At 27.6% G+C, this 12,991-nt stretch carries 13 protein-coding genes; 12 read left to right on the forward strand and 1 reads right to left on the reverse strand.

The window, feature by feature from the left end; translation table 4 throughout:
- Positions 1 to 8 precede the first annotated feature (8 nt).
- The gene (locus AC0B4T_RS01250) at positions 9 to 1,070 is read left to right on the forward strand and encodes an ABC transporter ATP-binding protein (protein ID WP_465102790.1); all 1,062 of its coding nucleotides are present in this window, start codon (positions 9 to 11) and stop codon (positions 1,068 to 1,070) included.
- On the forward strand, positions 1,063 to 1,344 hold the full coding sequence (locus tag AC0B4T_RS01255; RefSeq protein ID WP_465102791.1) for an ATP-binding cassette domain-containing protein: 282 nt from the start codon (positions 1,063 to 1,065) through the stop codon (positions 1,342 to 1,344). Before AC0B4T_RS01250 ends, AC0B4T_RS01255 begins: the two co-directional genes overlap by 8 nt.
- A 4-nt stretch (positions 1,345 to 1,348) precedes the next feature.
- Here the strand turns inward: AC0B4T_RS01255 and AC0B4T_RS01260 are convergent, their stop codons facing one another.
- On the reverse strand, positions 1,349 to 2,530 hold the full coding sequence (locus AC0B4T_RS01260; RefSeq protein ID WP_465102648.1) for an IS3 family transposase: 1,182 nt from the start codon (positions 2,528 to 2,530) through the stop codon (positions 1,349 to 1,351).
- 103 nt (positions 2,531 to 2,633) lie between these two features.
- Between AC0B4T_RS01260 and AC0B4T_RS01265 the strand changes: the two genes are divergently transcribed.
- The 10 genes from AC0B4T_RS01265 to AC0B4T_RS01310 all read left to right on the forward strand — a co-directional run bounded on the left by AC0B4T_RS01265 (position 2,634) and on the right by AC0B4T_RS01310 (position 12,989).
- On the forward strand, positions 2,634 to 4,817 hold the full coding sequence (locus AC0B4T_RS01265; RefSeq protein ID WP_465102792.1) for an ATP-binding cassette domain-containing protein: 2,184 nt from the start codon (positions 2,634 to 2,636) through the stop codon (positions 4,815 to 4,817).
- Positions 4,810 to 5,265, forward strand: coding sequence for a hypothetical protein (locus AC0B4T_RS01270; RefSeq protein ID WP_465102793.1), 456 nt, complete (start codon positions 4,810 to 4,812; stop codon positions 5,263 to 5,265). Before AC0B4T_RS01265 ends, AC0B4T_RS01270 begins: the two co-directional genes overlap by 8 nt.
- A gap of 265 nt (positions 5,266 to 5,530) precedes the next feature.
- The gene (locus AC0B4T_RS01275; protein WP_465102794.1) at positions 5,531 to 7,405 is read left to right on the forward strand and encodes a ribonuclease J; all 1,875 of its coding nucleotides are present in this window, start codon (positions 5,531 to 5,533) and stop codon (positions 7,403 to 7,405) included.
- 1 nt (position 7,406) lies between these two features.
- Positions 7,407 to 7,637, forward strand: a complete 231-nt coding sequence (locus AC0B4T_RS01280; protein WP_465102488.1) for a hypothetical protein — start codon at positions 7,407 to 7,409, stop codon at positions 7,635 to 7,637.
- A 9-nt stretch (positions 7,638 to 7,646) separates the two neighbouring features.
- Positions 7,647 to 8,228: a diadenylate cyclase gene (locus tag AC0B4T_RS01285; protein WP_465102795.1), complete on the forward strand. Its 582-nt coding sequence runs from the start codon at positions 7,647 to 7,649 to the stop codon at positions 8,226 to 8,228.
- 2 nt (positions 8,229 to 8,230) lie between these two features.
- A complete protein-coding gene (gene mgtE, locus AC0B4T_RS01290; RefSeq protein ID WP_465102796.1) occupies positions 8,231 to 9,799 on the forward strand; it encodes a magnesium transporter in 1,569 nt (522 codons plus the stop codon).
- 9 nt (positions 9,800 to 9,808) lie between these two features.
- Positions 9,809 to 10,162, forward strand: coding sequence for a hypothetical protein (locus AC0B4T_RS01295; protein WP_465102797.1), 354 nt, complete (start codon positions 9,809 to 9,811; stop codon positions 10,160 to 10,162).
- A gap of 162 nt (positions 10,163 to 10,324) precedes the next feature.
- Positions 10,325 to 10,957, forward strand: a complete 633-nt coding sequence (locus AC0B4T_RS01300; RefSeq protein WP_465102798.1) for an MHJ_0274 family protein — start codon at positions 10,325 to 10,327, stop codon at positions 10,955 to 10,957.
- Positions 10,944 to 11,639, forward strand: coding sequence for a CDP-diacylglycerol--glycerol-3-phosphate 3-phosphatidyltransferase (pgsA, locus tag AC0B4T_RS01305; protein WP_465102799.1), 696 nt, complete (start codon positions 10,944 to 10,946; stop codon positions 11,637 to 11,639). Before AC0B4T_RS01300 ends, pgsA begins: the two co-directional genes overlap by 14 nt.
- 168 nt (positions 11,640 to 11,807) lie before the next feature.
- Positions 11,808 to 12,989 carry an IS3 family transposase gene (locus AC0B4T_RS01310; RefSeq protein WP_465102800.1) on the forward strand — a complete coding sequence of 394 codons (1,182 nt, stop codon included), beginning with the start codon at positions 11,808 to 11,810 and terminating at the stop codon, positions 12,987 to 12,989.
- Positions 12,990 to 12,991 lie beyond the last annotated feature (2 nt).

Below are 12,991 nucleotides of genomic sequence, written 5' to 3' on the forward strand. Positions count from 1 at the left end.
ATATTTATATGCAAGAATCACAAGATGTTTTGTTATCTGTCAAGAACCTTAAAGTTAGTTTTAAGGTTAAACGTAATAAATATATAAATATTGTCCGTGGTGTTGATTTGGAAATTACTAAAGGTCAAATTGTTGGTATTGTTGGTGAGTCAGGGTCAGGAAAATCAGTTACTTCAAAATCATTTTTAAATATCAATGAAAATTCATTAATTACTGCTGATTTAATGAATATCGATGGAATTGATTTGTTAAAATCAAAACGAGATAGTTTTTGGCAAAAAATTAGGGGACATAAAATTGGATATATCCCTCAAGATCCTTTAACTTCCTTAAATCCAACTCGTAAAGTTGGCAAGCAACTCTTAGATGCTTTAAATAAAAATGAGGATTGAAAAAATAAAACTTACCAAGAAAAGCGTCAATACCTAGTAGACTTATTAGATAAATTTGGTATCAGAGGTCCAGAACAAGTTTTTGACATGTATCCACATACCCTTAGTGGGGGTATGAAGCAAAGAATCGTAATTACTATGGTTGTTGCTTTGAAACCTAGTTTAATAATTGCTGATGAACCAACAACAGCTTTAGATCCAACGGTTCAAGCTTCAATTTTAGCTTTATTTGATCAAATTCGTGAAACAATGAATATTTCAATTATTCTAATTAGTCATAATATTTCTGTAGTTGCTAAGTTTTGTGATTATATTTATGTTATGTATGCTGGTAAAATTGTTGAACGTGGGACAAAAAAAGATATTTTTACTGACCCAAGACACCCTTATACTTGAGCTTTAATTTCTGCAATTCCAGAAAACAAAGAAGATCGGTTATATTCGATCAAAGGAACGCCTCCGGATATGAATAATTTACCCTTGGGCGATGCCTTTGCGCCAAGAAATGATTATGCACTTGAAATTGATTTTGTTAAAGAGCCTCCGCTTTTTGAAGTATCGCCAACTCATGCAGCAGCTACGTGGTTATTACATCCAGAAGCTCCACAAGTTGCATTATCTCCAGAATTAGAAAACAGACTTAAGAATTTTAGAAAGGTGTTCAACGATCATGAATAATAAAAGACCTATTTTAGAAATTTTTAATTTAAAAAAATTCTTTGTTAATAAAGGACATGTTAACAAAGCTGTTGATGATGTTTCTTTTGATGTTAAAGAGGGTGAAATTGTTGGTTTAATTGGTGAATCAGGTTCTGGGAAAACAACAATTGGTCGTTCACTTTTAAGGCTTTATGATGATTTTAATGGGTTTGTGCGTTTAGATGGAAAATTAATTTCAGGTAAAAAAATCTCATCTCAAACTAAACATGGACAGCAAAATTTAACATTTTAGTTATTTATAATTCCATAGCAAATTGCTGTGGAGTTTTTCAGTTTAAGTTTGATTGAATTCGGTCATTGTTGTACCAAATTACATATTCTTGTATCATATCATTAAGTTCATTAAATGTTATTTTTGAGTAATCTAAATCATTTAATAATTCAGTTTTAATGATTCCAAACCAATATTCAATTTCTCGATTATCAAGAGAATTTCCCACTCTTGATAACGAAATAATCCCACCAAGATTTTTAACTTCTTTAATATATTGATGATGTGTATATTGAAAGCCATGATCTGAGTGAATGATAAAATTTTTGGATTTGTATTGCTTTAATGAATTTAAATTGTCTAAAACTAGTTCTAGATTATTACTTTTTGATAATTTAAAACCAATAATTTGTTTAGTTTTATGAGACAAAATTGCAGACAAATAAACGTGTGATTCTAACACATCTTTTGGCGCTTTTATATATGAAACATCAGTTGCATAAATATTTCGATTGTTTTGATCATTATAATCACGATTTACGAAGTTATCAATCTGAGTAGATAGGTTTTTAATTTCTTTTCGTTTTGATTTTTGTCTAAGCTTACATTTTAGGCCTAAAAGGTTCATATATCTCCCTAATGAACGTTCGTTTATATCTATTTTGTATTTTTTAGATATGTAAACACTTAGTTTTAACCTTCCATATCTTGACTTTGTTTCTGCGAACGATTTTTCGATTACATCACTATATTTAGGGAGTTTTTGTGCAATTTTAATATTTTGAGTTTTTGAAATTGTTTGTCTAGAAATGCCAAAAACTTCTGCAAGCTTAACATAACTTATACTAAAACTTTTAGATTCAATAACTTTCTTACTTTTAGGTAATTCGTTGGTAATTTCATAATATCTTTTAGCTATTTGCAACAAATCATCACGATCAAAAATATCTCAATTTGGTTCTCTTTTCGTCTTAGGTTTGCCGCATCCTTTTTTACGGCTTTCACCTTTCTTTGTCTGCAATAAGTCTTCCATACCTAAATTATAATGCTTAATTATTTTATTAATTCTAACTTTTACACTATTTCTTTGTAAGTTTTTTGTTTCTGGTGATATTTGGTAAATAGCTTGGAAAGCACCTGGGAAACCTGATTTTTGATATTCTTCATATATTTTTGCAAATTCTTCTTTCTTTAAATGTCTTGACATAATTTATCCTTTCAAAAAATTCTTCGTTGGTACCAACGAATGGTAACAGAAAAGCTAACATTTACATGTTAACTTTTCTGTCCGGCTTTAAACACGTAAATTCATGCGCAAAAACATTCAAATGATCTTTCAAGATCCAATGGCTGCTCTTAATGGTCAACATACAATTTTCACAATTTTAAAAGAACCATTAGTCGTTAATAAAATTATTAAAAACAAAATTAAAGATTTAGATAAAACTTGAAGCAAAGTTAAAGAAAACTTCCATTATTCATTTTTAGAAGCTGTTCTAAAATTAAGATTAGAAAATCTGAAAATTACTAATTCATTAACAAAGCCCTTTAATGATAAATGAAGAGATATTTTGAGTAATATAAATGATTTTGAAAATGATGAAGGTTCATACGATGATAAATTTAATTCTTATTTTTCATTTTTAGAAGAGAAAAATAAGAACAATTCCACAATTATTAATAATTTATATTCAAATACCGATTCATTAATTTCATTATATAATGAATCAAAAACCAAGCTTGCTTTGAATCAAATTGATATTGATGAAGTTGCTTATTGGGAGGCTTTAGCAAAGTATAATGAACAACTTAAATTAAGCAAAAAAACCAAAGAATATTATCAATATAAATTAAGCCGTAAAGAAGCATACCAAAACATTAAGGCTAATTCACTAAATTGATGGGAAGAATATTCTAGTTCACGTAATTCAGTTAAGAATATTATCGCGGAATTAAAAAATGAATCAAGGCTTAATTGAAATGAATCATATAATGCTTATGAGATTGAATTTCACGCTTATAAATTAAAACTACACTTATTAAATAAAAAAGCCGAAAGTTTATTTAAGAAAAATAAAACATCTTTAACATATTTAACTTTTAATGAGCTCCAAGAGTTAATTAGTTCTTTTAATCAAAATTCGCTGCCAATTTTTGAAAAAAAACTAAATTTAGATGTTTATTCGTTTAGTTCTTTAAAAGCATATAAACAAGAATTAGTGAAAATAATTGATCAAGAATATAAATTTGATTTTACAAAATATACTAATCTTTCAACTGAACGCAAAAATGCACACAGAATTTCTTTTAAAAATGAGCTAAATAAGTATTTAAATTATATTAAGTTGGAATTTAAAGAATTTTTCAAAAAACCTCATGATAATTCAAAAGAATTAGACAAAGCTAAAACAGAGTATCAAGAAGCTAAAGAAATTCATAATGAAGAAGTTAGAAAATATGTTTTAGATTTTGAAACTAGAATTAATTTACTTAAAGATCAAATTAACAGCGAAGAAAATACTTGGAAAGAGCTCAATATTGTTTCTAAGAAAAATAATGAACTATTTAAGTTAGTTCATAAGAAATTTAAAGAGTTTTATAAAACTAATCGTATTTTAAGACTCCAAGAAAGACTTAAAGAAGCAAAAAATAGCAAACAAGAAAGCATCATAAAATTAACTCGTAAATTAAAACAAGCTAAAATTGATTTACAAGTTTATGATACAAATGTGCGAGATAAATTATTAGGTGTTGAATCATTTGATATCGAACTTAAATACCTTACAAAAGATTTAAATAATACTTATGTATTGCTGGGAGTTTCTAAATTTGATTTATGGCTTTTAAATAAAAATAAAAAGTTACAAAAATTCTTGACTTATATACTGAAACCATTTAATTTATGGAAACTAAAATCTTTATTTACTAAGATAACGATTTATAAAAGTTTAGAAGATGTTGGGTTATTAAAGCAATTTGCATATCGTTACCCACATGAATTTTCAGGAGGACAGCGCCAAAGAATTGTTATTGCAAGAGCCTTAATTTCTGAACCAAAAGTTATTGTTGCTGATGAACCAATTGCTTCATTAGATATCTCAATCCAAGCTCAAATTGTTAATTTACTTAAAGATTTATGTTTAGAAAAAAATATTGGAATGGTTTTTATAGCTCATGATTTATCAATGATTGAATATATTGCCGATCGTGTTCAAATTATGCACTTTGGTAAAATTGTTGAATCAGGTGATACAAAAGAAATTTATCAAAACCCACTACACCCTTACACAATTAACTTATTTAAAGCTATTCCAAAAGTTTCTAATGCTAACGAAAAATTTACTGATGTTAAATTTGAATTAGAATATCTAAAAGCTCAAAGATATCCAAATGTTCCAATAAATTATGCTCTAACTACTGATCAAAACCATTTTGTTTACGCTACTAAAGAGCAATTTATAAAATGAACTAACCAAGAAACAAATAATGATTAAAAACCTTTGAAACTCAATTAAAGAAGAATTACACAAAAAACATTTATACATCTTATTTGGTATATCATTCTTAATTTTTCTAATAATACTTTTAATTGATTTTACCATCAAAAAAACTTATGATGCTAAATCCTTCTTGAACTTGCTTTCAGTATCTGCAATTGTATCTAGTTCTTTATTGCTTGTTATCCTAATTATTACTAAGAATTTTTGAAAATCAATGAGCAGGCCATTTAAGCAAGCAAAAACCAATGTAGGAACATACAAAGAAGAAAGAAAAATGCGTTATATGAATGCAAATGAAGCTAATAAATATCGTCAAACAATAATTGCACGAAATCAAGAGAAAGCTTCTAAATCGCCTATTAATAACCTTGCATATTATTTAAATATTTTGTTGTTTTTCATACTTTTTACTATATTTTTTGTGATATCTTCTATAATTTAAATTCCAAAACACAAGTAGACATACTTGTGTTTTTTTGTATTCAAATGATTGATGCACATTCTAAATTTTATGTTATAATACTACCGAGCCGACATCGAGGTATCTCATGTCAAATTACCTTCAAATTCTTTGAAGGTTTTTCATTAACTTAATTTATTTCGGTTATATCGTGTTATAATATAAGAAATTAAATAACTATTATTTAATCCATTATTTTATTCCATTCATTACATAATATAAATTTAAAAGAAAAGGAGAGATTAAGATGAATAAGAAAAAGAATCTCCCTACAAGAATTATTCCACTTGGGGGAGTTGAGGAAATTGGTAAATCAACTTTACTAATTGAACATGATAACCATATTTTTATTATTGATTCTGGTATTAAATTTGCAGATACTTTTAATACAGGAATCAAAGGAATTATTCCAAATTTCGAATATTTAAACAGGACTGAAAAAACTATTGAAGGGTTATTTATTACCCATGGTCATGAAGACCATATTGGAGGTGTTGTTTATTTAGCAAAACAAACAAAACTAAATAAAATTTTCGCGCCACGTATTGCTATTCAATATTTAAAACTTAAATTTGATGAACATAATATAAAATCTAAAATTGAATTTATTGAAATTCAAAAGGATGATGTGCATAATTTCCCAAATGGTTGCAAAGTAGATTTTTGAACTTCGCAACACTCAATTCCTGATTCATTTGGGATAAGAATTATAACCCCAAATGGAAGCATAATGTGCACTGGTGATTTTAGATTTGACTATACACCGATTGGAAATTACACTGATTTTGCAAGGCTAGATGAAATGGGTAAACAAGGACTCACCGCTTTATTATCCGATTCAACTAATGCAATGCGACTAGAGCATTCTCCATCAGAAAGCGATATTTTAACTGATATTGAAAGGCATATGACTGATGCAAAAAAGAAAATTATCATTACTGCTTTTGCATCAAATTTAACTCGTATTAAGGTAATTATTGAACTAGCACAAAAACTCGGTAAAAAAGTTATTACTTTTGGCCGTTCAATGATTCAAGGTGTTAAAATAGCTCGAAAGCTAGGTTATATAAATGTTGATGATAAAGTTTTAATAGACAAAAAAACTGCCCAAAATACTAAGGATTCTGAGCTTGTAATTTTGACAACTGGTTCGCAAGGAGAACAACTTGCTGCATTATCAAGAATGAGCTATGGTAAACATGCAACAGTGAAAATTACCAAAGGAGATATGATTATTTTTTCATCAAGTCCAATCCCTGGCAACCGCATGGTAATTGAATTATTAATCAACCGACTTTGTAAATTAGGTGCGATTATTAAAGAAAATGGTGTAGATGGTTATTTACATACTTCAGGGCATGCTTATAAAAGTGAACACGATAAAATTTTCCAATTAACTAAACCCAAATACTTTTTACCATACCATGGAGAATTCAGGATGAGTGTTGCACATGGGCAAAGTGCTATTGAAAATGGGGTGAGTCGTAAAAACGTAATTATTATACAAAAAGGTGTTGTTTATGAAATGTTGAATGAAAATATTAAACGCACAAACGAAATAATTGATTTTGGTCCAATTTTTATTGATGGGAATACAGTTTTAAATTTCTCGGGTAAAATTATGAAAGAAAGGGCACAACTTAAAGATTCTGGTTTTGTAAGCATGGTGATTTTAATTAACAAAGCTACTAACCAAATTATTGGGCGTCCTCAAGTTTTAACAAAGGGGACTTTCTTTGTTAAAAATTCGAAATCTTTAATTGAAGAATGTAAAAGAGTGTGTCATGGGGCAATTTTATTCCATATTAAGAATAACCCTAATTGAACAGTTATTGAACTTGAAAAACTAATTATTGAACGTCTTAATGCTCTAATGCATAAAGAAAAGCGTCGTAACCCTGTGGTAGTTCCGACAATATTATTTACTGATGACCATAGTGATGCTGATTTATTGTCTAAACCAATTAAATTTGTTAATTCTAAAGGTGAACAAAAAGATACGATTGAAAAGGTTAAAAAAACAAAGTCCAAATTAGTTGAACAAAAACTAAAAGAAATTGAGGAATTATCATTAAGCATGATAGATTCTGATTATGAAATTGATGATGAAGACGAGGTATAAAATGAAACAAAATAAACCAAAACTTGATTTTATTAAATTACGGCAAGAAGAAATTGAATATGCAAGAAAAAAAGCAGAATATGAACAAGCAAATCTTGAACATAAAGAAGTTCAAGAAAAATTGCCGTTATCTAAAAAAGAATTATTTAGAAATCTTATTCTAACCATTTTAATAATAATTGTTGTGATTGTTTTATTAGTTGGTGCTTATTTTATCGGTAAGACTGATTAGGAATAAACCATGGAACAAACTACCTTTATTATTTTAATTACCCTGTTAGTTTTTAATGTTATTATTTTATTTTTTGTTTTACAACCGATTATTAATTTATCAATTAAAAACAGAACTAGAAAAAATTCATATAATAAAATAGGTCAAAGTTCACAAATACGTTTAATTAACCAATTGCGTGAAACTATTGAATATTTATCAAAATACAAAATAGGCGCAATTATTAGCGTTGAAAATAATGATTTACTTGATAATTATCGCACTGATGGAATTATTTTAGATGCAAATATTTCAAGTGGTTTATTAATTTCAATTTTTAATAAAAATTCACCATTGCATGATGGAGCTGTAATAATTAGAAAAAACAAAATTTATTATGCTTCTACTTTTTATAAAATTACTAATAAATCAGTTCCTTCTTCATATGGTTCAAGGCACCGAGCTGCAATTGGTATTTCAGATCAGACTGATGCTATAACTATTTTAGTTTCTGAACAAACTGGTGTAATTCGTTTATTTCAAAAAAACGTTATTTTATCAGTTAGAATTGATCAATTTCAACAAGAATTTATTAAGATGTTGAAAGGATAGTAATGGATAAGATATTGAACCAAATCAAACATGAATTATCTGTGGAAGAAATTAAAAAATTAATTGAAACTAAAAAAGTTCGCGAAATTCGCGAATTGCAAGAAGAAACTACGTATCCGAATTTTGCTCTAATTATGGGTGATGAATTACTAAGTGATGAAGATCGTTTATATTTATTAAGAGTACTGCGCACAACTGAATCAGCCGAAATTTTTAGTTACCTGGAAGATGAAATTAAAACAAGACTTGTTACCTTATTTAGCGACGAGTTAGGAAAAAAAGTTTTACAAGAATTGGAAACTGCTGAACTAGTAGATATTTTAGAAGAATTACCAGTTAATATTATGCGCAAGATCCTATCACATACACCAAAAGAAAAACGTGATATTATCAACCAAATTTTGCTTTATAAAGACCACCAAGTTGGCAGCATCATGCAAGTTGATATTTCAATTTTGAAAAGCTCATGAACTTTAAAAGATGCTTTAGCAAAAATTCGCAAAGACTATCATAATAATATGACTATGGGCCATAATTTTTACATTGTTGATAATGATGGAAAATTACTCGGTGATATTACCTTAGAAGAAATTATCTTTAATAATGAAACAAGTCGACTTGAAGCATGAGTTAACCCTGTTGCTGCTGTATATCCAACTGATGATAAAGAGCAAGCCGCTAAAGTTTTTTCCGACAATGATCGATCATCTTTGCCAGTGGTTTCGATTGAAAATCGCCTTATTGGAATGATTACATCTGATGATATTATTGATGTTATCAATGAGGAAGCCACTGAAGATATGTATAAGATGGCCGGAATTAGTCCTGAAATTTCAGAAGAAAATTATTTAAAAACGACAATTAAAACAATTGTACGCTCAAGAGTTGTGTGGTTAATTATTTTGATGCTTTCTGCAACCTTATCGCAATATATTATTCAAAAATTTACAAACATCAGTGAAGAAAGCATCAATCAATTTGGTATTACTATTTCTACTGCTGTTATTGTCTCTTTAATACCAATTATTAGTGGTTCGGCTGGAAATGCGGGTTCTCAGTCGACTACAACTGTAACAAGAGCTTCAGCACTGGGTGAATTTGATTCAAGTCAATATAAAAAAGTTATTTATAAAGAATTATTAGTTGGAACAATTATCGGTGGAATTATGTTTTTAATAAATTTAATTCGCTTATATATTTATTATGCAATTCCAAGTTTTGCAAATGATGCTTTTGAAAATGGTCAAACTGACTGGGTTTCGCTTTCGTTTATTATTTTAGCTAGTTCATTATCTTTATGATTTGTAGTTATTTTTGCAAAGTTTTTAGGAACTATTATTCCACTTGTTGCTATTAAATTTAAAAAAGATCCAGCTGTTATGTCTGCACCTATTTTAACAACTTTAAGCGATGCATTATCAACATTAATTTTCTTTGGTCTCAATATTTTAGTTTTATATCTTGCTTGAAAGGCAGGTTTATTTGAAAAACCCGCAACAAATTCAACGTTAAATCAATTAAATTTACAAACATTTAGCGTATTAAATACATATAACATTAGTTTAATTTAAAGGAGGTTTGTGTCTAAAGTAGCTGATATTGAAAAACTAAAATTATTAGCCGAAGATTATTTGCGTTTAACCAAAGAAGCAAAAGAACTTAAAAAGCTTATGCAAGAGTTAGTAAAAGATACAGATATTGAAATTCATGAGCGTTTATCAGAAGGTGGACTAGTAACTTACCAAAAACCTGATTCGAAAACTGTGATTGATCGAAAATTAGTTAACGAATTATTATTTAGTATCTTAATTAACTATAATCAAGAAGGTTCAGGTCAAATCATTCCAAGCATCCCTGAGATGGAGCAGCAAATCAAAGAACAATGCCAAGTTGTTAAAGAATATAAATGGAAACTAAGTATTAAAGCTAAATAAAAATTTCTTATGGCTATATTCAAGTCTTAAAAAATTTTTAATATTTACTTTAAAAGATTTTAAAAACTTATTAATTTAATATAATATATATAACTTTATTTTCATAAAGTAAAGTTATTCTTTAAATTTAATAAATATAATACCTATTAATTAGGAGTTAGAATGGAAAATAACAATTCAAAACCAAATAACAATAGTAGTGTTTTTGGAACTGATTCGTCAATAATTATTTGAGTTATTTTAGGTGTCTTACTGCTCTTATTGCTCTCTTATATTATTTATTCTTATATTAAAGAAAAAATAAACCGTAAGAAAACCAAAGAAGCAGCATTGCAGCTTGAAAAAAATTCTGTAATATATTGAAATGAAATAACTATAAAAATTAATGAATTAATTATATTAAACCGGAAAGAGCATGAAAATTTTGTTGTCAGTGTTGGCAAATACAAAATGTCACATTTAAACTATGCTGCTGCTCAAACAATCAATGATTTACAAAATGAATATGAATTTAAAAACTATTTAAAAACTTCAGAACGTTATAAAGTTTTTGTGACTAACTTAAATGTACTTAAAGATTTAAATTCAAATTTATGAGATAAAAAACTTTCGCAATCTTCTTTACAATTTTTTATTGATCAACTTCCTCTAGCATTAGAAGCAGCTAAAGAAGCAATTTCAAGTGAAATAAATGATTTAAAAGAACCAGAAATATTAAAAAATGAAATTAAAACACAATATCTAAATAATTTAAATAAAGATTTTGACAGGAGTCTCGCTAATGAAGAAAATTAATTTCAAAACTTTTAAATTAAAGTTTTCAAAACTAAAACATAATATTACTCATGGATTTAAGAATTTTAGAGGTTTTGCAAAGCTGAAAAATATCAAAATAGAAAAAATACCAAATTTACTTACTATTTTACGTATGATCTTGATCTTACCTTTATTAATTTTATTCCCATTTATGTGGGTTTATAAAGGTGTACATTCTTATGATATTGGTATTGTTGCATTTAGTTTAGTGATTTTTATTATTGCAATGATTACTGATTATATTGATGGTTTTTTAGCCCGCAAATATAATGCAATAACGTCTTTTGGAAAATTATGGGATCCACTAGCAGATAAAGTTATTACAACAACTGTTTTAATCTTTTTATCATTTTACAACATCATTCCATTTTGAATTATAATCATCTTTATAGTTAGAGATTTAGTTGTAGATGGAACTAGAGTTGTTTTATATAAACATAATATTAACATTGCAGCCAAATTTTATGGAAAATTAAAAACAATCGTCCTTAGTTTAGCAGTTATTTTTGTTTCAATAAGTTACTTAGCTGCACCTTGAATTTTTAACGAAGTTTACTGAGCGGTTATATTATTTAATATTCCAACTTTAATAGCCCTTGGGTTAAGTTTATACTCAGCTTTTGATTATATTTATCCACACCGTCACTTAATCTTCAAATAAAACCGCCGTTGCGGTTTTTTTTATTATATTATGCATTGTGCATCTATTTATATTTTGATTATAAAAAATGTGTGTGATTAAAGCCGGACAGAAAAGTTAACATGTAAATGTTAGCTTTTTTGTTACCATTCGTTGGTACCAACGAAAAAATTTTTTGAAAGGAAAATTATGTCAAGACATTTAAAGAAAGAAGAATTTGCAAAAATATATGAAGAATATCAAAAGTCAGGTTTCCCAGGTGCTTTTCGGGCTATTTACCAAATATCACCAGGAACAAAAAACTTACAAAGAAATAGTGTAAAAGTTAGAATTAATAAAATAATTAAGTATTATAATTTAGGTATGGAAGACTTATTGCAGACAAAGAAAGGCGAAAACCGCAAAAAAGGAAGTGGCAGTCCTAAGAAGAAAAGAGAACCAAATTGAGATATTTTTGATCGTGATGATTTGTTACAAATAGCTAAAAGATATTATGAAATTACCAATGAATTACCCAAAAGTAAGAAAGTTATTGAATTAAAAAGTTTTAGCATAAGTTATGTGAAGCTTTCAGAAGTTTTTGGCATTTCTAGGCAAACAATTTCTAAAACTCATAAGATTAAAATTTCACAAAAACTCCCTAAACATAGTGATGTAATTGAAAAATCGTTCATAGAAACAAAGTCAAGATATGGAAGGCTAAAGCTAAGTGTTTACATATCTCAAAAATACAAAATAGATATAAACGAACGTTCTTTAGGGAGATATATGAACCTTTTAGGCCTAAAATGTAAGCTTAGACAAAAATCAAAACGAAAAGAAATTAAAAATGTATCTTCACAAATTGATAACTTCGTAAATCGTGATTATAACGATCAAAACAATCGAAATATTTATGCAACTGATGTTTCATATATAAAAGCACCAAAAGACGTGTTAGAATCACACGTTTATTTGTCTGCAATTTTGTCTCATAAAACTAAACAAATTGTTGGTTTTAAATTATCAAGAAGTAATAATCTAGAACTAGTTTTAGACAATTTAAATTCATTAAAACAATACAAACCCAAAAATTTTATCATTCACTCAGATCATGGCTTTCAATATACACATCATCAATATATTAAAGAAGTTCAAAATATTGGTGGCGTTGTTTCGTTATCAAGAGTGGGAAATTCACTTGATAATCGAGAAATTGAATATTGGTTTGGGATCATTAAAACCGAATTATTAAATGATTTAGATTATTCCAAAATAACATTCAATGAACTCAATGATATGATACAAGAATATGTAGTTTGGTATAATAACGATCGAATTCAATCAAACTTAAACTGAAAAACGCCAAAGCAATTTGCAATGGCATTATAAGT

This window comes from Mycoplasma sp. 10961 (assembly GCF_055523525.1).